General features: G+C 70.8%; 20 protein-coding genes and 1 pseudogene. All 21 read left to right on the forward strand.

Annotated features, from left to right (window positions below; all coding sequences use genetic code 11):
• The first annotated feature begins 5 nt into the window (after positions 1-5).
• The 21 genes and pseudogenes from fliQ to LJB74_RS13615 all read left to right on the forward strand — a co-directional run bounded on the left by fliQ (position 6) and on the right by LJB74_RS13615 (position 23242).
• Positions 6-281: a flagellar biosynthesis protein FliQ gene (fliQ, locus tag LJB74_RS13515; protein ID WP_259309028.1), complete on the forward strand. Its 276-nt coding sequence runs from the start codon at positions 6-8 to the stop codon at positions 279-281.
• A gap of 3 nt (positions 282-284) precedes the next feature.
• A complete protein-coding gene (locus LJB74_RS13520; RefSeq protein ID WP_259309029.1) occupies positions 285-1052 on the forward strand; it encodes a flagellar biosynthetic protein FliR in 768 nt (255 codons plus the stop codon).
• Positions 1049-2149: a flagellar biosynthesis protein FlhB gene (locus LJB74_RS13525; protein ID WP_259309030.1), complete on the forward strand. Its 1101-nt coding sequence runs from the start codon at positions 1049-1051 to the stop codon at positions 2147-2149. Before LJB74_RS13520 ends, LJB74_RS13525 begins: the two co-directional genes overlap by 4 nt.
• Positions 2150-2237: 88 nt before the next feature.
• Complete coding sequence (locus LJB74_RS13530; protein ID WP_259309031.1) at positions 2238-4292, forward strand: flagellar biosynthesis protein FlhA; 2055 nt, start codon at positions 2238-2240, stop codon at positions 4290-4292.
• A complete protein-coding gene (locus LJB74_RS13535) occupies positions 4270-5505 on the forward strand; it encodes a hypothetical protein (protein ID WP_259309032.1) in 1236 nt (411 codons plus the stop codon). Before LJB74_RS13530 ends, LJB74_RS13535 begins: the two co-directional genes overlap by 23 nt.
• A 47-nt stretch (positions 5506-5552) precedes the next feature.
• The gene (csrA, locus tag LJB74_RS13540) at positions 5553-5819 is read left to right on the forward strand and encodes a carbon storage regulator CsrA (protein WP_259309033.1); all 267 of its coding nucleotides are present in this window, start codon (positions 5553-5555) and stop codon (positions 5817-5819) included.
• Between the two features lie 95 nt (positions 5820-5914).
• Positions 5915-8527, forward strand: a complete 2613-nt coding sequence (locus LJB74_RS13545; protein ID WP_259309034.1) for a chemotaxis protein CheA — start codon at positions 5915-5917, stop codon at positions 8525-8527.
• 1 nt (position 8528) lies between these two features.
• Positions 8529-8945 (forward strand): chemotaxis protein CheW, encoded by a 417-nt coding sequence (locus LJB74_RS13550; protein ID WP_259309035.1) that lies wholly within the window; start codon positions 8529-8531, stop codon positions 8943-8945.
• A 69-nt stretch (positions 8946-9014) separates the two neighbouring features.
• A complete protein-coding gene (locus tag LJB74_RS13555) occupies positions 9015-10649 on the forward strand; it encodes a methyl-accepting chemotaxis protein (RefSeq protein ID WP_310650850.1) in 1635 nt (544 codons plus the stop codon).
• A 200-nt stretch (positions 10650-10849) separates the two neighbouring features.
• Positions 10850-12736, forward strand: coding sequence for a methyl-accepting chemotaxis protein (locus LJB74_RS13560; protein ID WP_259309037.1), 1887 nt, complete (start codon positions 10850-10852; stop codon positions 12734-12736).
• Between the two features lie 187 nt (positions 12737-12923).
• Complete coding sequence (locus LJB74_RS13565) at positions 12924-14534, forward strand: methyl-accepting chemotaxis protein (RefSeq protein WP_259310364.1); 1611 nt, start codon at positions 12924-12926, stop codon at positions 14532-14534.
• Positions 14535-14634: 100 nt separating this feature from the next.
• Positions 14635-16263 (forward strand): methyl-accepting chemotaxis protein, encoded by a 1629-nt coding sequence (locus LJB74_RS13570; RefSeq protein WP_259309038.1) that lies wholly within the window; start codon positions 14635-14637, stop codon positions 16261-16263.
• A 98-nt stretch (positions 16264-16361) separates the two neighbouring features.
• Positions 16362-16667: pseudogene (locus LJB74_RS13575) on the forward strand (response regulator); the annotation flags it as partial.
• A gap of 46 nt (positions 16668-16713) precedes the next feature.
• The gene (locus tag LJB74_RS13580; protein WP_259309039.1) at positions 16714-17622 is read left to right on the forward strand and encodes a chemotaxis protein CheB; all 909 of its coding nucleotides are present in this window, start codon (positions 16714-16716) and stop codon (positions 17620-17622) included.
• Complete coding sequence (locus LJB74_RS13585) at positions 17613-18440, forward strand: protein-glutamate O-methyltransferase CheR (protein ID WP_259309040.1); 828 nt, start codon at positions 17613-17615, stop codon at positions 18438-18440. The genes LJB74_RS13580 and LJB74_RS13585 overlap by 10 nt, the downstream gene beginning before the upstream one ends.
• Positions 18440-18823, forward strand: a complete 384-nt coding sequence (locus LJB74_RS13590; protein ID WP_259309041.1) for a response regulator — start codon at positions 18440-18442, stop codon at positions 18821-18823. Before LJB74_RS13585 ends, LJB74_RS13590 begins: the two co-directional genes overlap by 1 nt.
• Positions 18820-19272 (forward strand): chemotaxis protein CheX, encoded by a 453-nt coding sequence (locus LJB74_RS13595; RefSeq protein ID WP_259309042.1) that lies wholly within the window; start codon positions 18820-18822, stop codon positions 19270-19272. The genes LJB74_RS13590 and LJB74_RS13595 overlap by 4 nt, the downstream gene beginning before the upstream one ends.
• An 86-nt stretch (positions 19273-19358) precedes the next feature.
• Positions 19359-19721, forward strand: coding sequence for a response regulator (locus LJB74_RS13600; RefSeq protein WP_259309043.1), 363 nt, complete (start codon positions 19359-19361; stop codon positions 19719-19721).
• A complete protein-coding gene (locus LJB74_RS13605; RefSeq protein ID WP_259309044.1) occupies positions 19718-20203 on the forward strand; it encodes a hypothetical protein in 486 nt (161 codons plus the stop codon). Before LJB74_RS13600 ends, LJB74_RS13605 begins: the two co-directional genes overlap by 4 nt.
• A 113-nt stretch (positions 20204-20316) precedes the next feature.
• Entirely contained in the window at positions 20317-21795 is a 1479-nt protein-coding gene (locus tag LJB74_RS13610) for an NCS2 family permease (protein WP_259309045.1), read from the forward strand.
• A gap of 139 nt (positions 21796-21934) precedes the next feature.
• Positions 21935-23242, forward strand: a complete 1308-nt coding sequence (locus LJB74_RS13615) for a UDP-glucose/GDP-mannose dehydrogenase family protein (RefSeq protein ID WP_259309046.1) — start codon at positions 21935-21937, stop codon at positions 23240-23242.
• The last annotated feature ends 100 nt before the right edge of the window (positions 23243-23342 follow it).

Raw genomic sequence — 23342 nt, forward strand, 5'->3', positions numbered from 1 at the left:
GCGCGATGAACACGAACGCCGTCCTCGACATCGCGATGTCCGCGATCGTCATCGCCGCCAAGCTCGCTGCGCCGATCCTCGTCACCGCCCTGGTCGTCGGGTTCACGGTCTCCCTGGTGCAGTCGGTGACGCAGATCCAGGAGGTCACGCTCAGCTTCGTCCCGAAGGCGATCGCAGTGGCGCTCGCCCTCGTGATCGCCGGCCACTGGATGATCTCCGAGATGGTGACGTTCACCCAGCAGCTGTTCGACCGGATCCCCACGCTGCTCGGTGGGGGCTGACCCGTGGCGCTCACGTTCTCCCTCGCCGCCGTCCAGCTGGTCATGCTCGCGGGCGTCCGGATCGTCGCGTTCCTCGTGATCGCACCACCGTTCTCGCACGGGGCGATCCCCGGGTCGATCAAGGCGGCCCTCTCGCTCGGCATCGCCCTGGCGGTCGCCCCGCGTCTGCCGCAGGGGGACCTCGGCCAGAGCCTGAGCACCGGCGGGTTCGCGGCCGACCTCGTGCTCCAGGCCGTCGTCGGCCTCGCGCTCGGGTTCCTCGTCTCGCTCGCGTTCGCCGCGATCCAGACCGCCGGCAACCTGATCGACCTCTTCGGCGGCTTCCAGATCGCTCAGGCCTTCGACCCGATGAGCCAGACCAACGGGGCGCAGTTCTCCCGGCTGTACCAGCTCCTGGCGATCGTCCTGCTCTTCGCGTCGAACGGCTACCAGCTCGTCCTCGGTGGCCTGGTGCGGACCTTCGACGCCCTCCCGATCGGCGCGGCCCTCGACCTCGGGACGTACTCGAGCCTCGCGACGTCGGGCCTCACGCAGATGTTCGTCGCCGCGCTGCAGATCGCCGGCCCGCTGATCGTCGTGCTGTTCCTCGCCGATGTCGGCCTCGGGCTGCTGACCCGCGTGGCGCCGGCGCTCAACGCGTTCGCCCTCGGCTTCCCCCTCAAGATCCTGCTGACCCTGAGCTTCGGCTCGCTCGCGCTCCTCGCTCTGCCGCGCATCGTGGCGAGCCTGGCCGACTCGTCCGTGTCGAGCCTGCTGGGAGGTGCCCGATGAGCGCGGAAGGCCAGGAGAAGTCCGAGAAGGCCACCCCGGAACGGATGAAGAAGGTCCGCGACGAGGGCTCGCTCACGAAGTCGCAGGACCTCAGCTCGTGGCTCGGGATCGGCGCCGCCGCGATCACCCTGCCGATGGTGATCGGCCGCGCCGCCGACGCCGCCCGCACACAGCTCGCCGAGGTCGCGCAGATCGTCGCGCACCCGGACCCGACCCGCGCCGTCACGCTGCTGGGCGACGGTCTGGCGACGGTGCTGTCGACGGTCTCGCCGATGATGGTCGCCGTCGTCCTCGCCGCCGTCGTGGCGACCGCGATCCAGGGCGGCATCCACCCGTCGATGAAGCGGCTCAAGCCGACGTTCAAGCAGTTCAACCCGACGTCCGGGCTCAAACGGCTGTTCGGCGCCCAGGCCTGGTGGCAGGGGGCGAAGTCCCTGCTCAAGACGGCCGTGGTCGGACTCGTGCTGCTCGTCGTGGTCAAGGGGCTGACGCCGGCGCTGATGGCCGCGGGCGGGCTGCCGATCCGGTCGCTGCTCGACGAGGCGGGCGGCGGGGCGATGTCCCTGCTGCGCACCGCCGTGGCCGCGGGGCTCCTGCTGGCTGCGGCCGACGTGATCGTCGTGATCCGGCGCAACCGGAAGAAGACGCGCATGTCCAAGCAGGAGATCAAGGACGAGAGCAAGCGCTCCGACGGCGACCCGCTGCTCAAGGGGGCGATCCGCTCGAAGCAGCTCGCGATGAGCCGCAACCGGATGATGGCGGCCGTCCCCACCGCGGACGTCGTGCTGGTCAACCCGACGCACGTCGCCGTCGCCCTGCGGTACGAGCCCGGAAGCGGTGCACCACGTGTGGTCGCCAAGGGCCAGGGCCACGTCGCGACGCGGATCCGCGAGCGCGCCACCGAGCACCACGTGCCGATGGTCGCCGACGTCCCGCTCGCTCGCGCCCTGCACGGGGCGTGCGAGATCGGCGACGAGATCCCCGAGTACCTGTACACCGCGGTGGCCCGGGTCCTCGCGTTCGTCATGGCGCTGCGCCGCCGCGGTGCGGCGACCGGTCTGCACCGGATTCCGGAGCGGGCGGGGACGGCCGCATGAGACGCCTGCGCCGCCCCGGGCCGCCGTTCACCCCGCTGCTCGTCCCCGCCCCCCACGTCTCGTCCGGCAGCACCAGGAAGGACCTCCGATGAGGAAGACATCGATCGGCCAGCTGGCCGTCCCGGCCGGTGTCGTCGGCATCGTGCTGCTGCTCGTGATCCCGCTGCCGGCCGCGATGCTGGACTTCCTGATCGCGCTGAACATCACCGCGTCGCTGGTGATCCTGCTGACGAGCATGTACGTCAAGCGCCCGCTCGACTTCTCGGTGTTCCCGTCGTTGCTGCTGGTCTTCACGCTGTTCCGACTCGGGCTCAACGTCGCGTCGACGCGGCTCGTGCTCAGCGACGGGTACGCGGGGCAGGTCATCAACGCGTTCGGGCACTTCGTGATCAGCGGCTCGCTGGTCATCGGCCTGGTGATCTTCCTGATCCTCGTGGTCATCCAGTTCGCGGTCATCACGAACGGTGCCGGTCGCGTCGCGGAGGTCGGGGCCCGGTTCACCCTCGACGCGATGCCCGGCAAGCAGATGGCGATCGACGCCGACCTCAACGCCGGGCTGATCAACGAGGACCAGGCACGCAAGCGACGGGCCGACGTCGCGGCCGAGGCGGACTTCTACGGTGCGATGGACGGTGGCTCGAAGTTCGTCAAGGGCGACGCCATGGCGGGCATCATCATCACGATCATCAACCTGGTCGGTGGGTTCGTCATCGGCATGGTGCAGATGGGCATGTCCGCCGGTGACTCGCTGCAGCGGTTCAGCCTGCTGACCATCGGTGACGGCCTCGTCACCCAGATCCCTGCCCTGCTCATGTCGGTCTCGACGGGCCTCATCGTGACCCGGTCGACCGCCGAGAGCGACATGGGGACCGCCGCGTCCAAGCAGCTCACGCAGAGCCGCTCGGCCCTGCAGATCGCCGGAGTCGCCGCGATCGGCCTGTCGGTGATCCCGGCGATGCCGAAGCTCCCGTTCATCCTCATCGGCGCGGGGCTGCTGTACGCCTCCCAGCGCATCAAGACCCGTGAGGCCGGGGAGGCCGCCGCAGCGCGCGTCGCCTCGTCCCCGACGGCGCCTGCCTCGACGGACACCCCGGAGCAGCTCATCGAGCAGATGCGCGTGCACGCGCTCGAGATCCTCCTGGCGCCGGACCTCGTCGACCTGGTCGGCACGGGCACGGACCAGGAGCTGCTCGCGCGGGTCCGTGCGCTGCGCCGGAAGATCGCCCTCGACCTGGGCATCGTGGTGCCCCCGGTACGGACCCGCGACCTCGTCGACCTGCCCCGGTCGACGTACGTCGTTCGCATCTCCGGCGTGGAGGTCGGTCGTGGCCAGACCCCGGGCGGACGTGTGCTCGCGCTCGGCGAGGACCTCCAGTCGTTGCCCGGGCAGAGCGTCGTCGAACCGGTCTTCGGGCTGCCGGGCAAGTGGGTCGCGACCGAGCTGCGGCACGCCGCCGAGATGTCCGGTGCGACCGTCGTGGACCGCGTCTCGGTGCTGATCACCCACCTCGGCGCGATCATCGCCCAGAACGCGCCGCGCCTGCTGGGACGCGAGGACGTCCGGGTGCTCACCGAAGGGGTCAAGCAGGTCAACCCGTCCGTGGTCGACGAGCTGATCCCGAACCTGCTCACGCTCGGTGAGGTCCAGCGTGTGCTGCAGGGGCTCCTCGCGGAGGAGATCTCGATCCGGGACCTGGGCCGGATCTACGAGGCGCTCACCCTGCGGGCCAAGGTGAGCACCGACGTCGAGGGTCTCGTCGAGGCGGCCCGGGCGGCGATCGCGCCGGCGCTGACCGCCCAGCACGCGCACGAGGGCACGCTGCGGGTCATCACGCTGGCGCCCGCCCTCGAGCAGCACCTCCTGGAGGCGCTGCGGCCCACCGACCAGGGCACCCAGCTGCTGCTGGACCCGGAGACCACCGAGGGCCTGCTCGGTTCGGTCCACCGCTGCAGCACGGACGCCGAGGCCGGTGGCCGGACCGCCGTCCTGGTGTGTGCGCCGGCAATCCGTCCCGCCGTGCGCAGGCTGGTGGCACACTCGATGCCGCGACTGGCCGTGCTGTCCTACTCCGAGGTCACCGGTGCCGGTCTGCAGATCGAGCAGGTCGGGACGGTGACGGATGTCCACGCGATTGCTGCTTGAGGGTGATGACCTCGAGCTGCTGCTGACGCGTGTCCGGGCGGAGTACGGCCCGGACGCGACGGTCGTGCGTGCCGAGCGGGTCCGTACCGGGGGGATCGCCGGGTTCTTCGCCCGGGAACGGTTCGAGCTCACGATCGAGGTGCCGGAGCGAGGACCCCTCGGCGGGTGGGCGCGGTCGGGACGCGGTGCGCTCGGCGGGCCCCGGGCGCGTGCGGGCGCGGTCGGCATCGACGCCCTCCTCGATGCGGCGGACGCCGCCGAGCAGGACGGGCCGCCGGGCCCGCAGGTGCCGCAGCTGCCGGAGGCTCCGGAGCCGGACGGCCCGCAGCTCTCGACCGGTCGTGACACGTTCGCCTCGGTCCTCGACCAGGTCCGGTCGATGACGGGCGCGGTCCCGCTCGACGGGGTCGTCGAGCCGGCGGCGCCCCCGGCGGCACCTGCGGCGGCAGAGACGCCGGCTGACGTGCCCACCGGTGCTGCGGCGCCCGGCGGTGCCTTCGCCCCCATCGCCGCCCCTGCCGTCCCGGTCTCGTCGCCGAGCGTGGTGCTGCGTCCGCCGGGAGCGGGCAGGGCCGACCTCACCGCGCTGGGCGTACCGGCACGTCTTCTCGCGGACGTCGGCCCGGGCCCCGTCCCGCTCTCGGACCTCCTGCGGGATGTGCCGAACCCGCCGCTGCTCGCTCGCGTCCCCGGGTCGCTCGTCGCCGTCGTCGGTGACGTCGCCACCGTGATGGCCACGGCGCGGCAGATGGCGACCCGGCTGGGGCTCGAGGAGACCGACGTGGTGCTCGCCGGGGACCTCGAGGCCATCCCGGGCTTCGGCCGGCGCGTGCAGACGGCCGCGGCGGCACGGCGGTTCCGCGACCGTGCGTCGGCCGACGACGGCGTGCTGGTCGTGGCGGTCGGCGTCGGTCCCGAGCCGGCGGACGTCGCCCGGGGTGCCGAGGTGCTCGAGGCCCTCGCCCCGGACCAGGTCTGGGCGGTCGTCGACGCCCGCAGCAAGCCGCGCGACTGCGTCCGGTGGCTGGCCGACGTCGGGCGCGGTCGACGCATCGACGCGCTGGCCGTCGCCAACGTCTTCGGGACGGAGCAGCCCGGGACGGTCCTCGACCTGGGTGTGCCGGTCGGCTGGGTGGACGGCCTGCCCGCGACGCGGGTGACCTGGGCCGCGGTGCTCAGCAGGCGGCTCGGCGACGACGCACGGTGGGACTGACCGGGGGGTCGCGTGGGCTTGCGGGTGAGAGCGACTAGTCTCGGCCCATGCTCGTGCTCAGTCGTCGCGTCGGCGAACGCCTCCTGATCGGTGATGACATCGTCATCACCGTCATCGAGGTGCGCAGCGACGGGGTGCGCATCGGCATCGACGCGCCCCGCGAGATCAGCGTCAACCGCGCGGAGGTCATCGAGGCGGTCACGGCCGCGAACGTCGAGGCCACGACGGCGGACGAAGGTGCGGTCGACGCGCTCCGCCGGCTCCGTTCCCCCGGGAAGCCGCCCGCCGCGCCGCGCCCGCCCACCGCGTCCTGAGGCCCGTTCCCGCCGTCTTCCTCACTCCTCGCCCCACCCTGCCGATCAGAAGGCAGGTGCCGCCTGTGCATCGCACACGGGAACAGGAGACTGCTGTGGAAGATCTGGACGACATCGTCCGTGAGTTCCTGGTCGAGAGCTACGAGAACCTCGACCAGCTGGACCGGGATCTTGTCGCGCTCGAGGGAGCACCGGGTTCGCGTGACCTGCTCAGCAGCGTGTTCCGCACGATCCACACGATCAAGGGGACCAGCGGGTTCCTGGCGTTTGGGCGGCTCGAGAAGGTCACGCATGCCGGCGAGAACCTGCTCGTCGAGCTGCGCGACGGTCGCCGGTCGATGGACGGCGCGATGGCCGACGTGCTGCTGCGGCTCGTCGACACGGTGCGGGAGATCCTCGCGAGCATCGACCGGGACGGCGCCGAGGGCGACGTCGAGATCGACGGGGTCATCGGTCAGATCCGCCAGGTCCAGGAGGCAGGTTCCGCCGCCGCGCCCGTGGCAGCGGCCGAGCCCGCGGCAGCTGCCGCACCGGTCGCCGCACCTGAGCCGGAAGCGCCTGCCGAGCCCGTCTCACAGGCTGAGCCCGATTCGCAGGCTGAGCCCGATTCACAGGCTGAGCCCGCTGCTGCCAGCGCCCGACCGCGGACCGTCGTGAAGCGGGTCAGGGTCGCCGCCGCACGCGCGACCACCTCGGTCCCGCAGAGCACGGCCGAGGTCCCCGCACCGCACACCCCGCTAGGGACGGAGAGCATCGTGAGCGACGACGACGCGTGGGCGCCGGTCGGCATGGAACCTGTCGCGATCGCCCAGCTGGACGCCGACGACGTCGCCGCAGTCGCACGCGCCGGGGTGTCCGCCCTCGAGAACGACGTCGTCCGCACGGGTCCCGCCGCCGGTGGGCCGAGTGAGCCGACGGCCGAGTCACCCGCTGCCACGCCGGCCACGCCGGCCACGCCCGCCGCGGCCACCCCCGCCGCGGGCGACCCGGCCCCGGAGGAGCAGGGCATGGCCCGCGGGCCGGTCGAGACGTCGATCCGGGTCGACATCGAGCTGCTCGAAGGCCTGATGCGTCAGGTCAGCGAGCTCGTGCTGACCCGCAACCAGATCAGCCGACTCGCGCAGGACACCTCCGACGTCGACCTGCTGCGCTCGTCCCAGCGTCTGAGCCTGATCGCCTCCGAGCTGCAGGAGGGGGTCATGAAGACCCGGATGCAGCCGATCGACCACGTGTGGAACAAGATGCCCCGGGTCGTGCGCGACCTCGCGGCGACGTGCAAGCGGCAGGTGCACCTCGAGCTCGTCGGCGGTGACACCGAGCTCGACCGCAGCCTCCTCGAGGCGGTCAAGGACCCGCTGACGCACCTGGTCCGGAACGCGGTGGACCACGGCATCGAGTCGCCGGAGGAGCGCCTCGCCGCGAACAAGCCGGCCAAGGGGACCCTGACGCTGCGCGCCTACCACGCCGGTGGCCAGGTGCTCGTCGAGGTCACCGACGACGGCCGCGGCATCGACGCCGGCCAGGTCGCCGCGAAGGCGGTCGAGCGTGGTCTGCGGACTCCTGACGAGATCACGAAGATGTCGACGGCGGAGATCTTCGAGCTGCTGTTCCTGCCGGGGTTCTCGACAGCGCAGGCGGTGACGAACGTGTCCGGCCGTGGCGTCGGGATGGACGTCGTCCGCACCAAGATCGAGGCGATCGGTGGGACGGTCGACATCGAGTCGGAGGTCGGGCGCGGCACCACCTGGCGGCTGCGGATCCCGCTGACGCTCGCGATCATGCCGGCGCTCACGGTCGAGCACCTCGGTGAGCTGTTCGCCGTGCCCCAGGTCAACCTGCTCGAGCTCGTCGCGCTCGACGCGCAGAAGACCGCGACGGCGATCGAGTACGTCGGCAGCGCACCGGTCTACCGCCTCCGCGGTCAGCTCTTGCCGCTGGTGTCCCTCGGCGAGGTGCTCGGCGTCTCGTCCGACGAGGTCTCCGCGTTGCGGGCCGGTGACGCCCGCGGCGGGGTGATCGCCGTCCTGCAGGCCGACGAGCAGCGCTTCGGGCTGCTGGTGGACCGGGTGATGAACACCGAGGAGATCGTGGTCAAGCCGGTCGCCGGGCGCATCAAGTCGCTCGGGATCTACACCGGGGCGACCCTGCTCGGCGACGGTCGCGTCGCCCTGATCCTCGACGTCCAGGCGATCGCCCGGCGCAGCGTGCGCGGCGAGGCGATCGAGTTCGGGCGGGCTCACGGCGTGGTCGACGACCACGTCGCACGGCAGGTCGTGCAGATGCTCGTCGCGGGCATCGGCGGCGGGCGCCGGGTGGCGCTCCCGCTGTCGGCGGTGACCCGGCTCGAGCACATCGCTCGCGACCGTGTCGAGCTCGTCGGAGGCCGTGAGGTCATCCAGTACCGCGAGGACATCCTCCCGCTGGTCCGGCTCGACCGGCTGCTCGGTGCGAGCTCGACGCTCGAGAGCGACGAGCTGCTCGTGGTCGTCTACACGCGCGGGCACCGCAGCGTCGCGATGGTCGTCGAGGAGATCGTCGACATCATGGACGACGACGGAGCCCGCCACAGCGGGATCGACGACCTGGGGCTGACCGGTTCCACGGTGCTCAAGGACCGGGTGACCGAGCTCCTCGACGTCGCCGCGGCGGTTCGCGCGGCGGACCCGCACTTCTTCGACGACGCCGACCTCGAACTGGCAGGTGTGTGACATGGCCACGCAGTACGTGACGTTCACCCTCGACGGCGCCCACTACGGTGTCGACGTCGCCAAGGTCCAGGAGGTGCTGCGCGCTCAGCGCCGCACCCCGGTCCCGCTCGCCGACGCCGACGTCGCGGGACTCGTCAACCTGCGCGGCCAGGTGGTCATGACGATCGACCTCCGCACCCGGCTGGGGCTGCCGGCGATCCCCGACGGCCAGGAGCCGATGATGGTCGTCGCGCAGGTGGCCGGTGAGACGGTCAGCCTGCTCGTCGACGAGATCGGAGACGTCGTCGAGGTGGACACCGACCAGTTCGAGCGCCCGCCGGAGACGCTCGTCGGGCCGATGCGTGACCTCATCATCGGTGCCTACAAGCTCGAGACCGGGCTGCTGCTCGCTCTCGACGTGGAGCTCGCCACCGCGTGACGCGCTGACGAGCACCGACCCACCCACTCACGGACGAGTGGTGCATCTCATGGACGAGAGGACGCAATGATGACGGCGACGACGGGGCCTGCGCGCAGCGGTCGGGGTGTGCTGGGCTGGATGGGTGACCGGGGGATCCGGACGAAGATCCTCGGTCTCCTCGGGCTGCTGGCGGTGGTCGCCCTCGGTACCGGGGCCCTCGCCGTCTCGTCGCTGCGGACCCTCGCTGCCAACGCCGCAGAGCTGGACCGGGTCCAGACCCAGGTCTTCGCCCCGCTGAGCGTGGTGCACCAGGAGGAGATCAAGGCGCGGATGCTCGTCGCGCAGGCCGGTGCCTCGCTCACGGCGACCTCGATCCAGCGTCAGGAGTTCACCGGGCAGATCGCGACCACCGACGGTGACCTGGTGCGCGCACAGCGTGCCTTCGAGGCCGGGTTCGCCGGGCACGTCCCGGCGGACTGGGCGCAGTTCACGACGAGCTGGAACGCGTGGAAGGCCATTCGTGACGACCAGCTGATCCCCGCGGCGTTCAACAACGACCAGGCGGCGTTCGGCCGGGTGACCGACGGCATCGCGCAGGCGCCCCTCGACAAGGCCATCGCGAGCCTGGAGACCACGGAGAAGGTCGTCACGCAGTACATCGCCGACCTGGCCGCGCGATCGAGCACGCAGTCGGCGTCGGCGATGCGGACGCTGGTGATCTCCCTCGGCATCGGGCTCGCGGTCGCGATCGCGCTCGGGTACTGGGTGGCGAACCTCATCCGGTCGCAGGTGAGCGACGTGCAGCGGGCGCTCGAAGCCCTCGCCGAGGGCGACCTCACGGTGACGACGACCGTCACGGGACGTGACGAGGTGGGGCGGATGGCGTCGGCGTTGGGGCGTGCGCAGGTGTCGTTGCGGGGTGTGGTGTCGGGGGTGGTGGAGACGGCGGGGACGGTGGCGTCGGCGGCGGAGGAGTTGTCGGCGAGTTCGTCTCAGGTGTCGGCGGGGTCGGTGGAGACCAGTGTGCAGGCGGGGGTGGTGGCGGCTGCGGCGGAGCAGGTGAGTAGGAATGTGCAGGCGGTGGCGGCGGGGGCGGAGCAGATGGGGGCCTCGATCCGGGAGATTGCGCAGAATGCGAATGAGGCGGCGCGGGTGGCGGGTCAGGCCACGGGGGTGGCGGCTGCGACCAATGAGACGGTGGTGAAGTTGGGGGTGAGTTCGCAGGAGATCGGGAACGTGGTGAAGGTGATCACGAGCATTGCGGAGCAGACGAATCTGTTGGCGCTGAATGCGACGATCGAGGCGGCTCGTGCGGGTGAGGCGGGTAAGGGGTTTGCGGTGGTGGCTGGTGAGGTCAAGGAGTTGGCGCAGGAGACGGCGCGGGCTACGGAGGACATTGCGCGTCGGGTGGCGGCGATCCAGTCCGATACGGCCGGTGCGGTGCGGGCGATCGGGGAGATCAGTTCGATCATCGCGAGCATCAATGACTTCCAGCTGACGATCGCGAGCGCGGTGGAGGAGCAGACGGCCACGACGAACGAGATGAGTCGTGGGGTGGCGGAGGCGGCGGCGGGGTCGGGGGAGATCGCGGTGAACATCACCGGGGTGGCCTCGGCTGCCGATTCCAGTGCGCAGGTGCTGGGGCAGATGGGTGACGCGGTGACCGAGCTGGCCCGGTTGTCCACCGACCTACGCACCCGCATGAGTGCCTTCACCTACTGACCCCCCACCCCCTGACCCCCCACCCCACCGACCCGCACCCCCACCCCACCGACCCCGCACCCCCACCCCACCGACCCCGCACCCACCACCCCCGACCCCGAGCCGCACCACCCGACCCACACCCCCGTCCTGCACCACGGGCCACGGGTCGCGTCACCCTGACGGTGCCCCTCGCGCCGCGCTGACGAGAAGTACCCGACATGGACGAGCTGAGGACGACGATGGCAAGGACGCCGACAACGAGGGACGACACGACCGCCCAGGACGTGGCGGACGAGCAGGATGCGACGACCGCCCACGACGTGACGGACACGCAGGTCACGTCGATGGCACGGGTGCGACCGGTCGTGCGAGCGGTGACGGGGCTGCGGGCGCTCACGGACGGGCGCGGCCTGCGGGTGCGGCGCCGGGTGGGCTCGCCGTGGCGGCGACGCCCGGGCGGGACGGGTCGGTCGCGGCATCCGCGTCGCGACCGCGGGGGACTGCTCCGTCTGACGATCGGACGGCGCCTCGCTGTCGCCTTCGGCCTGCTCTGCGCGCTCCTCGTCGGTGTCGCCGGGGTCGGCCTCTACGCGAACGAGGCGCAGTCCTCCGTCAACGCGACCGTGCTGGCCCTCGACACGGTGAGCAACGAGGTCATGACCATCCGTCTGCTCGTCGAGTCCGCGGGCGCCGCCCACGGTCGCATCTACGCCGAGGCGACGGTCTCCGGTCCGGCGAGGGCGATCGACCCGTCGAACGCCTCGGTGGTGGAGATCGCGACCGACCGGTCACGCGTCGATGCGCTCCTCGCGGGGTTGGACATGTCGCTCCTCAGCCCGAAGGAGATCGCTGCGGTGTCGGAGGTGCGCACTGGGTGGACCGTGTACGCGGCGTCGTCCGACGGGATGTTCGCGGCGCTCAAGTCAGGCGGCGACACGGCGGTCCGGCGCGCCTTCATGGTGCTCACGGCGGACTTCGCGAGCTCGGAGCTGCGGGTGGCGGTCGCGGCGTCCAACCTGCAGGACTCGATCGACGCGCGGCGGACCGCGTTGGCGGTGAAGTCGGCTGACGCCGTGGCCCGGGTCCGCCTCGAGATCGTCGTAGTCGGTGGCCTGGCGATCCTGCTGGCGATCGGGCTCGGCATCACGCTGACGCGGTCGCTGCGGCGACCGGTGCTCGAGGTGAAGCGGTCGCTCGAGGCGATGGCCGGGGGCGACTTCACGGTTCCCGTGACCCCGCGCTCGCACGACGAGGTCGGCAGGATGGCCGTGGCGCTCACGGCAGCGCAGAGGAGCGTCCGCGCCACCTTGCGCGGGGTGGTGGAGACGGCGGGGACGGTGGCGTCGGCGGCGGAGGAGTTGTCGGCGAGTTCGTCTCAGGTGTCGGCGGGGTCGGTGGAGACGAGTGTGCAGGCGGGGGTGGTGGCGGCTGCTGCGGAGCAGGTGAGTAGGAATGTGCAGGCGGTGGCGGCGGGGGCGGAGCAGATGGGGGCGTCGATCCGGGAGATTGCGCAGAATGCGAATGAGGCGGCGCGGGTGGCGGGTCAGGCCACGGGGGTGGCTGCTGCGACGAATGAGACGGTGGTGAAGTTGGGGGTGAGTTCGCAGGAGATCGGCAACGTGGTGAAGGTGATCACGAGCATTGCGGAGCAGACGAATCTGTTGGCGCTCAATGCGACGATCGAGGCGGCTCGTGCGGGTGAGGCGGGTAAGGGGTTTGCGGTGGTGGCTGGTGAGGTCAAGGAGTTGGCGCAGGAGACGGCGCGGGCCACGGAGGACATTGCGCGGCGGGTGGCGGCGATCCAGTCCGATACGGCCGGTGCGGTGCGGGCGATCGGGGAGATCAGTTCGATCATCGCGAGCATCAATGACTTCCAGCTGACGATCGCGAGCGCGGTGGAGGAGCAGACCGCGACGACGAACGAGATGTCGCGTGGTGTGCAGGAGGCGGCGGCGGGGTCGGGGGAGATCGCGGTGAACATCACCGGGGTCGCCACGGCCGCTGATGAGAGCTCGTCCCTGCTCGCCACGATGGGGACGTCGGTCACCGAGCTGGCCCGCCTGAGTGCGGAGCTGCGGCTCCGCGTCGAGGAGTTCACCTACTGAGGGTGGGCCGCCCCCGACCGTGCGACCCCGCCTGACGTGGCGGGCGTCACAGGTGCGGCGGCGTCTTCGGCGGTCCGATCGGCTCATGTGTGCACCTCGGTTGCCGATCCCAGGTCCGCGCGTCCGGATCGACCGGGTCGTGCCGAAGGAGAGCACCGTGCCCACGACCCGTCCGGTCCGTCCGACCATGCCGTTCCGAGTGCCGCGGGTGCGCGCTCGATGGTTCTGGGACCGCCCGGTCGGGCTCAAGATCGCGGCCGTGCTGGTCGTTCTCGGCGGGGTGTTCGGCCTGGTGGGTGGTGCCGGCGCGATCGCGTTGTACCGAGCCGGCACGCACCTGCAGTCGATGTCGGACCTCACCAGCGGGCTTCAGTCGGACATGGCGTCCCTGGAGACGGAGCAGGTGACCAGTCACCTGCTCGTGCAGCGGGCGGCGGCGGCGACCGACTCGTCCGCGCGCGACCAGCTCCTCACCCTGCAGTCGTCGAACGACGCCGAGGTGACCCGCCTGATCGGCGTCGTCTCCGGCTACCCGGAGATGGACAACCCGCGGTGGCACGACTTCGTCACCCGGTGGAAGAGCTGGGTCGCCTTCCGGGACTCGACGCTCGCGCCCCTGATCAGCGCAGGTGACGTGCCCGGCGTCACCGCGGCGATGAGCGCGTCGACCGCGGCCGACCCTGATGCGGCGGCTCGCCCGTTGAGCCTCGCCACGGGTCAGGTCGATGCGGACATCTCCGCGATCCGGGAGTCCGGCATCACCGAGGTGAACCGGGTCATCGTCGTGCTCGCGATCGGGTTCGTCGTCGGTGCCGCGATCGCGGTGACCCTGGCCGTGCTCGTGACCCGGCGGATCACGGCCAGCATCCGCACGGTCCAGGTCTCGCTCGACGCAATGGCGACCGGTGACCTCACCGTCGGTGCGGTGGTGCGCCAGCGTGACGAGGTGGGGCGGATGGCGTCGGCGTTGGGGCGTGCGCAGGTGTCGTTGCGGGGTGTGGTGTCGGGGGTGGTGGAGACGGCGGGGACGGTGGCGTCGGCGGCGGAGGAGTTGTCGGTGAGTTCGTCTCAGGTGTCGGCGGGGTCGGTGGAGACGAGTGTGCAGGCGGGGGTGGTGGCGGCTGCGGCGGAGCAGGTGAGTAGGAATGTGCAGGCGGTGGCGGCGGGGGCGGAGCAGATGGGGGCCTCGATCCGGGAGATTGCGCAGAATGCGAATGAGGCGGCGCGGGTGGCGGGTCAGGCCACGGGGGTGGCGGCTGCGACCAATGAGACGGTGGTGAAGCTGGGGGTGAGTTCGCAGGAGATCGGCAACGTGGTCAAGGTGATCACGAGCATTGCGGAGCAGACGAATCTGTTGGCGCTCAATGCGACGATCGAGGCGGCTCGTGCGGGTGAGGCGGGTAAGGGGTTTGCGGTGGTGGCTGGTGAGGTCAAGGAGTTGGCGCAGGAGACGGCGCGGGCCACGGAGGACATTGCGCGGCGGGTGGCGGCGATCCAGTCTGATACGGCCGGTGCGGTGCGGGCGATCGGGGAGATCAGTTCGATCATCGCGAGCATCAATGACTTCCAGCTGACGATCGCGAGCGCGGTGGAGGAGCAGACGGCCACGACGAACGAGATGAGTCGTGGGGTTGCGGAGGCGGCGGCGGGGTCGGGGGAGATCGCGGTGAACATCACCGGGGTGGCCTCGGCTGCCGATTCCAGTGCGCAGGTGCTGGGGCAGATGGGTGACGCGGTGACCGAGCTGGCCCGGTTGTCCACCGACCTACGCACCCGCATGAGTGCCTTCACCTACTGAGGTGTGATCTGCATCACATGACATGGACAACCGTCCAAAAGGTCTGTGCGCGGCCGATGAGAGGGGTGAGAATTCCCCCTTCTCTCATACGGAGCCTGGCATGTCGACCACCGTTTCCCCCGTCCCGTCCCGCAGGTACTCGCTGATCGGGCGGCTCTCCGTCCGTGCCAAGGTCATGGCGCTCACCGGGTTCTTCGCCCTCGTGGCGATCGGCCTGGGCGCGACCGCCGTGAGCCAGATGAACGTCCTCAAGTCCGACTCCGACGCCATCGCCTCGGCACAGACGACGGTGGGCAAGGCGCTCGCCACGCTCAAGGACGCCCTGTGGACGGTTCGTGTCGACATCTACGTCGTCGACGCCGTCGGACCGGCGGACAAGCAGAAGCAGCTCGACGCCCTGAATGCCGCCTACGCGAGCCTGGACACCGCCTCAGCGGCATTCGCCCAGGCCTACACCTCCGCGGTCGGTCCGTTGCCGGCGGAGTGGACCACGTTCACGTCCTCCTGGACGGTCTACAAGACCGCGGTGGACAGCGAGCTCGTTCCGGCAGCGATGGCGAACGACCACGAGTCGTTCGCAACGATCCGCAACGGCGGCGTCGCGGACAAGGGCGTCGCCCTGGTGGGCAACCTGACGGCGGTCGACCAGACGGTCGCCGACGCGATGGCGGCGATCGCGACCAAGGCGGACAAGGCCGCTACGACGGCCACCGTGCTGACCGTCGTGATCCTGGTCCTCGGCGTCGCCCTGGCCTCTCTCCTGGGACTGGTGATCGCGAACGGCATCCGGCGCTCGGTGGTGTCGGTGAAGCGGTCGGTGGAGGGGTTGGCGCGGGGTGATCTGACGGTGCGTCCGGTGGTGTTCTCGGGTGATGAGCTGGGGCAGATGGCTCAGGCGTTGGTGGTGGCGCAGGATGCGTTGCGGGGTGTGGTGTCGGGGGTGGTGGAGACGGCGGGGACGGTGGCGTCGGCGGCGGAGGAGTTGTCGGCGAGTTCGTCTCAGGTGTCGGCGGGGTCGGTGGAGACCAGTGTGCAGGCGGGGGTGGTGGCGGCTGCTGCGGAGCAGGTGAGTAGGAATGTGCAGGCGGTGGCGGCGGGGGCGGAGCAGATGGGGGCCTCGATCCGGGAGATTGCGCAGAATGCGAATGAGGCGGCGCGGGTGGCGGGTCAGGCCACGGGGGTGGCGGCTGCGACCAATGAGACGGTGGTGAAGTTGGGGGTGAGTTCGCAGGAGATCGGGAACGTGGTGAAGGTGATCACGAGCATTGCGGAGCAGACGAATCTGTTGGCGCTGAATGCGACGATCGAGGCGGCTCGTGCGGGTGAGGCGGGTAAGGGGTTTGCGGTGGTGGCTGGTGAGGTCAAGGAGTTGGCGCAGGAGACGGCGCGGGCCACGGAGGACATTGCGCGGCGGGTGGCGGCGATCCAGTCCGATACGGCCGGTGCGGTGCGGGCGATCGGGGAGATCAGTTCGATCATCGCGAGCATCAATGACTTCCAGCTGACGATCGCGAGCGCGGTGGAGGAGCAGACGGCCACGACGAACGAGATGAGTCGTGGGGTGGCGGAGGCGGCGGCGGGGTCGGGGGAGATCGCGGTGAACATCACCGGGGTGGCCTCGGCTGCCGATTCCAGTGCGCAGGTGCTGGGGCAGATGGGTGACGCGGTGACCGAGCTGGCCCGGTTGTCCACCGACCTACGCACCCGCATGGCCACCTTCACCTACTGACCCCCACCCCACCGACCCCGCACCCCGCACGCGCCACCCCACGGCCACGACGCACCATGACCTGCACCCTCGCCATCCCGAGCCGGGCGACGGCTCACATGCCGCCGTCACGCGTCGATGAGAGCGAAGAGACCCGGCCGCGTCGCCACCTCGGACACGCAGCACCGACACACCCTGGAGGACGAGTGGCACGGATCAGAGTGCTCGTGGTCGACGACTCCGTCGTCGTCCGTCGGCTCGTCACCGACGCGCTCTCCGGTGCACCGGACGTCGAGGTGGTCGGCTCCGCCGCGAACGGGCGCATCGCCCTCACCAAGGTGGACCAGCTCGCGCCCGACGTGATCACGATGGACATCGAGATGCCGGAGATGGACGGCGTCGAGGCCGTCCGCGCGCTGCGGGCGGCAGGTCGCCGGCTCCCGATCATCATGTTCTCGACGTTGACCGAGCGTGGTGCCGTCGCGACGCTCGACGCCCTCGGCGCGGGGGGCGAGCGACTACGTCACCAAGCCGGCCAACGTCGGCAGCGTCCAGGAGTCGCTTGCACGGGTCGCCGACCAGCTGCTGCCGAAGATCCGCGCCCTCGTGCCGGTCCCCGGCCTGACCGTGACCGCGGGGCGCGCCCGCCCGAGCCTGGGTGCGTCCGCACCGCGTCCCGCGCCCGCGGCGAGCACACCGGTCAGCACCCGCGAGGAGCCTTCTGCGCGGGTCGTACGCGCCGTCGTGATCGGCTCCTCGACCGGCGGACCGGAGGCGCTCTCCCGGGTGCTGACCGGGTTGGCGGCGCCGCTCCCCGTCCCGGTGCTCGTCGTCCAGCACATGCCGCCGCTGTTCACCCGCCAGCTCGCCGCCCGGCTCGACCGCCAAGGGCCGTCGACCGTCGTCGAGGTCGTCGGAGGCGAGGAGCTCGTCGCCGGGACGGTCTACATCGCCCCGGGTGACTTCCACCTCGAGGTCCGTCGCTCGGCGCGTGGCGCGAGCACGGTCCTCACCCAGTCGCCGCCGGTGAACTTCTGCCGACCGTCCGTCGACGTCATGTTCCGCTCGGCGGAGCGCGCGTTCGGCGGTGACCTGCTCGCGGTCGTCCTGACGGGGATGGGGTCGGACGGCCGAGCCGGCTGCGGCGACATCGTGGAGGCCGGTGGGACGGTCGTCGTCCAGGACGAGGCGACGAGCGTCGTGTGGGGCATGCCCGGTGCGGTCGCAACCGCAGGGCTCGCGCACCGGGTGCTCCCGCTCGACCGGGTGGCGACCACCATCACCGACATCGTCCGCGCGAGCTCGCCATCGGCGGGGGCGCGGGCGGCAGCAGCCGCAGCAGGCCGACCGATCTCGACAGGAGGCCCGCGATGGCCCTGACCTCGGAGACGTTCACGTACGTGGCGACCCTCGTCCGGCAACGCAGCGCGATCATGCTCGAGCCGGGCAAGGAGTACCTCGTCGAGAGCCGACTTCTCCCGCTCGCGCGCGAGGCCGGTGTCGCCGGTGTCGACGACTACGTGCGATCGGTGCGGCGCACCTCTCGGCCGCAGGACCTCGAGCTCATGGTGGAGGCCCTGACGACCAACGAGACCTCGTGGTTCCGCGACTCGGCACCGTTCACGGCGCTGACGGCGGACATCGTCCCGGAGCTCATCGCCTCGCGCGGTGCCCTGCTCCGGCTGCGGGTGTGGAGCGCGGCCTGCTCGACGGGCCAGGAGCCCTACAGCATCGCGATGACGCTCGCCGAGGACGTCCGTTGCCGCGGGACGCAGCTCGAGATCGTGGCGACGGACCTCTCCGACCAGGTGCTCGGCCGGGCCAAGGAGGGGCTCTACAGCCAGCTCGAGGTCAACCGTGGGCTGCCCGCCCCGATGCTCGTGCGGCACTTCGCGCGAGAGGGCGCCGGCTGGCGCGTGAGCCGTGAGCTGCGCGCGAAGATCTCGTTCCAGCGGCACAACCTCCTGCACCCGCCACCGGCCGGACCGAGGTTCGACCTCGTGTTCCTGCGGAACGTCCTCATCTACTTCGACCAGCCGACGAAGCAGGCGATCCTGCGTCGCGTCCAGCAGAGCATGGCCCCGGACGGGTTCCTCGTCCTGGGTGCGGCTGAGACGACCGTCGGTCTCGACGACACCTGGGAGCGGGTCGCGATCAGCCGCGGCTCGGTCTACCGACCACGGCAAGGAGCGCGCTGATGAGGGCACTGGTGATCGACGACTCCCGGGCGATGCGACGCATCGTCGGCGGGATCCTGCGTGGCTTCGGCTACGAGACCATCGATGCGGGCAACGGGCAGGAGGCGCTCGACGCGCTCGACGAGCACGGCCCCGTCGACCTCGCGTGCATCGACTGGAACATGCCCGTCATGGACGGGCTCACCTTCGTCAACCGGGTCCGCGAGCAGCCGGATCTTCGGGGGATCACGCTGATGATGGTGACCACCGAGAGCGAGCACGGGCACATCGTGCGCGCCCTCGCGGCGGGGGCCCACGAGTACGTGATCAAGCCGTTCACCGCGGACGCCATCCGCGACAAGCTCGACCTGCTGGGACTGCTGCCGATGGAGGAGACGGTATGACTGCGACCCTGCTGACCTCGGACCTCGTGTTCTCGGTCGCCGAGGAGGTGTTCGCCGCGCTCGTCGACGGCGAGGAGGGCAAGCTCTCGCCGTGGATCGGCGACCCGGTGCCGTTCTCCGAGCCGGTCGTCGCGTGGGTCGACCTGACAGGGGAGTGGTCCGGCCGCGCGGTGCTGCTGACGGAGCGCTCGACCGCGGACGACCTCGCGCGTGCGCTGCTCTGCCTGGACCCGTCGGAGGTCCTCGGCGACGAGGACCTCGTCGATGCGTTCGGCGAGATCGCGAACGTCGTCGGCGGCAACATCAAGTCGATCGTCGCGACGAACGGGGACCTCGGGCTCCCGCACGTCACGCTGACGATCCCCGACCCGTCCGGGACGGTCGTCGAGGAGCTCCTGCTCTCGTGGCGAGGGCGGCTGATGATCGTGCGCGTCTTGCACCTGCCCTGAGGACGGGACCCCGGAGAACCGGGCTCCCCGAAGAACCTGGTCGCACCGCGACCTGCCAGCTGGAACATGATGAAGGAGGTGCCGCGATGAGAGTACTGATCGCGGATGACAGCAGGGTGATGAGGCAGATCGTCATCCGCACCCTGCGCCAGGCCGGCTACGACTGGTGGGAGATCACCGAGGCGGCCGACGGTGCTGCCGCTCTCGGCGTCGTCCGGACGGACCCGCCGGACCTCGTGCTCTCGGACTGGAACATGCCGGAGATGACGGGGATCGAGCTGCTACGGGCGATCAACTCGGAGGGGCACGACGTGCCGCTCGGGTTCGTCACGTCCGAGGGGTCGCCGGAGATGCGGGCGCTGGCCGACAACGAGGGGGCGCTCTTCCTGATCTCCAAGCCGTTCACCGCGGAGTCGTTCCGCGACGCGATCGAGCCGGTGCTCGCATGATCCAGTCCCCGCTCCCCGCCGCGATGGAGGTCCGCGAGCTCCTCGAGGGCATGCTCGGACGTGACGTGGACATCGAGACCGGTGCCGACGCCGTCGACCCGACGAAGTTCCCGGGTGCCGTCACAGGCGTGTACGTCGACGACCAGCTCCGCCTCAGCGCGCTCGTGGTGGTCGACGAACCGCTCGCAGCGTGCCTGGGGGCGGCGATCGCCCTCGTGCCGGCGCAGACGGCGCAGACGGCCATCGACGACGGGTTCCTCCCGCCGGCCCTGTTCGACAACGCCGCCGAGATCCTCAACGTGATGGCGTCGTTGTTCAACGCCGAGGGTGCCCCGCACCTGCGGCTCTACGCGACCTACGCACCGGGTGAGACCCTGCCGGCCGACGTCGCCAAGTGGGTGCCCGCCTACGTCAGGCGCGACAACCTGGCGGCCACGGTCAAGGGCTACGGGCGCGGGCTCATCTCGGTCCTCGTGATCTGACGCGCCGGATCGACGGGACTGCTCGTCGATCCGGCGCGGCTGCCGGTGCGCGGCGCCGTCTCAGGGGCCTGGACGCGGTGATCCTCCTGTGAAGGTTCTGCCAGTATTTGCGCATGGCAACCACCACACCCCCGAAGCCGGCGACCGCGCTCAGCGGGCTCGACCGCTACTTCAAGATCACCGAACGAGGATCGACCGTCGGTGCCGAGGTCCGCGGCGGCCTCGTGACCTTCTTCACGATGAGCTACATCATCGTGCTCAACCCGCTCATCGTCGGCACCGTCAAGGACGGGACCGGTCACTACCTCGGCGGCGGGACGTCGCCGAACCTCGCGATGGTCGCCGCCGCGACCGCGCTGGTCGCCGGTGTGATGTCGATCGCGATGGGTGTCGGCGCGAACTTCCCGCTCGCGATCGCGACGGGGCTGGGCCTCAACGCGTTCGTCGCGTACTCGATCGCGTCCCTGCCGGGGATGTCGTGGCAGGACGCGATGGGCCTGGTGGTGATCGAGGGCATCGTGATCCTCGCGCTGGTGCTCTCCGGGTTCCGGGAGGCCGTCTTCAAGGCGGTGCCGCACGAGATGAAGATCGCGATCAGCGTCGGCATCGGTCTGTTCATCGCCTTCATCGGCGTCGTCGACTCCGGGTTCGTCCGGATCCCCGCGAGCCACGCGACCCCCGTCGAGCTCGGCATCGGCGGCTCGCTCTCCTCGTGGCCGATCCTCGTGTTCGCCGTCGGGCTGGTGCTCGCGATCATCCTCATGGTGCGCAAGGTGAAGGGCGCGATCCTCATCGCGATCCTCGGGTCGACCGTCCTGGCCGTGATCCTTCAGGCGGTCGCCAAGATCGGTGCCCAGACCCCGGACGGCAAGAACCCGACGGGCTGGGAGCTGAACGTCCCCGCGGTTCCGCACTCGTTGGTGTCGCTGCCGGACTTCGGCCTGCTCGGCAAGTTCTCGCTCTTCGGGTCGGTCGGCAAGGTCGGGATCACGGCGGTCGCGCTGTTCGTGTTCTCGCTCGTCCTGACGGACTTCTTCGACACGATGGGCACGATGGTCGCGATCGGCAGCGAGGCGGGGTTGCTCGACGAGAAGGGCAACCCGATCAACACCAAGCAGATCCTGGTGGTCGACGCCGTTGCCGCGGCCGCGGGTGGCCTGGGCAGCGTCTCGTCGAACACCGGGTTCATCGAGTCCGCCGCGGGCGTCGGCGACGGCGCGCGGACGGGCCTGGCGTCGGTGGTCACCGGCGCGGCGTTCCTGCTGGCGACGTTCCTGTCCCCGATCGTCGGGATGGTCCCGTCGGAGGCCGCGACCCCGGCGCTCGTCGTGGTCGGGTTCCTCATGGTGATGCAGGTCTCGGGGATCGACTGGAAGAACATCGAGCTCGCGATCCCGGCGTTCCTCACGCTGATCGTCATGCCGTTCACCTACTCGATCACGTCGGGGATCGGCGCGGGCTTCATCAGCTACGTCGTCATCAAGCTCGCGGTGCGCAAGGCTCGCGACGTCCACCCGCTCATGTGGGGCGCGAGCATCCTGTTCGTGGTCTACTTCACGCTCGGTCCGATCAAGGCCGCGCTCGGCATCTGACCCGACCGCACCGGCGACCGTGCGTCGCCGGTGCGGGGTCGATGGTCGTCCGGTCGGGGTGGGGGCCTCGACCGGACGGCCTCGGCGCCTCGTCCGCCGCCGGCCACCCGCGGACCCCACCGGAGGGAAGGTTCCCGACATGCGCATCTCGGTCATTGGCTGTGGCTATCTCGGAGCGGTGCACGCGGCGGCGATGACCGCGCTCGGTCACGAGGTCGTCGGGGTCGACGTCGACGCGGCGAGGATCGCCGCGCTGTCGGACGGCCGTGCGCCGTTCTACGAGCCCGGGCTCCCGGAGCTCCTCGCGGAGACGTCGGCGACCGGACGGCTGCGCTTCACGACGGACCTCAGCCAGATCGCCGGCTGCGCGGTCCACTTCGTGTGCGTCGGGACCCCGCAGAAGCACAACGAGTTCGCTGCGGACCTGACGTACGTCGACACGGCGTTCGAGGGGATCGCCGCCTACCTCGCACCGGGTGACGTCGTCGTCGGCAAGTCGACCGTGCCGGTCGGCACCGCCGAGAGGCTGGCCCGGGGGCTCGAGGAGGTCGGGGCCACGCTGGTGTGGAACCCCGAGTTCCTCCGGGAGGGCTTCGCGGTCCAGGACACGCTGCACCCCGACCGGCTGGTGTACGGCCTGCCGGAGGGAGAAGCCGGCGAGCGTGGGCGAGCCGTGCTGGACGCCGTCTACGCGACACCGCTGGCCGAGGGCGTCCCGCTCGTGGTGACCGACTACGCGACCGCGCAGCTGGTCAAGGTGGCGGCGAACTCGTTCCTGGCGACGAAGATCTCGTTCATCAACGCGATGGCCGAGCTGTGCGAGGCGACCGGGGCCGACGTCACGGCCCTGGCGGACGCGATCGGTCACGACGCGCGCATCGGGCGGAAGTTCCTCAACGCGGGGCTCGGGTTCGGGGGCGGGTGCCTGCCCAAGGACATCCGGGCGTTCATGGCCCGTGCCGGTGAGCTCGGTGTCGACCAGGCGTTGTCGTTCCTGCGGGAGGTCGACTCGATCAACATGCGGCGCCGGGTGCGCATGGTGGACCTCGCCCGTGAGGTGTGCGCCGGGTCGATCGTGGGTCGGCGCGTCGCAGTGCTGGGGGCGGCGTTCAAGCCCGACAGCGACGACGTGCGGGACTCCCCGGCGCTGTCGGTCGCCGCGCAGATGCAGCTCCAGGGCGCCCACGTGATCGTGACCGACCCGCAGGCGATCGAGAACGCCCGACGGGCCTGGCCGGACCTGGTGTTCGCCGAGACGGCCGAGGCCGCGGCGCAGGACGCCGACGTGGTGATCCTGGCGACCGAGTGGCGCGAGTACCGGGCGCTGGACCCGGTGCGGCTCGCCGGGCTGGTGCGGTCCAAGGCGATCGTCGACGGGCGGAACGTGCTCGACCCGGCGGCGTGGCGCGCCGCCGGCTGGACGTACCGCGCGCTCGGGCGACCGTAGCCCGTCGTCCGCGCCCGTCGGAGGGCGCGGACCGTTGTGCACGACCATGGCTGATCACCGGGGCGGCCGAGCCCCGGACTGGTCATTACCTAAGGTAATG

The organism is Cellulomonas sp. P24 (assembly GCF_024704385.1).
Taxonomy (GTDB): Bacteria; Actinomycetota; Actinomycetes; order Actinomycetales; family Cellulomonadaceae; genus JAJDFX01.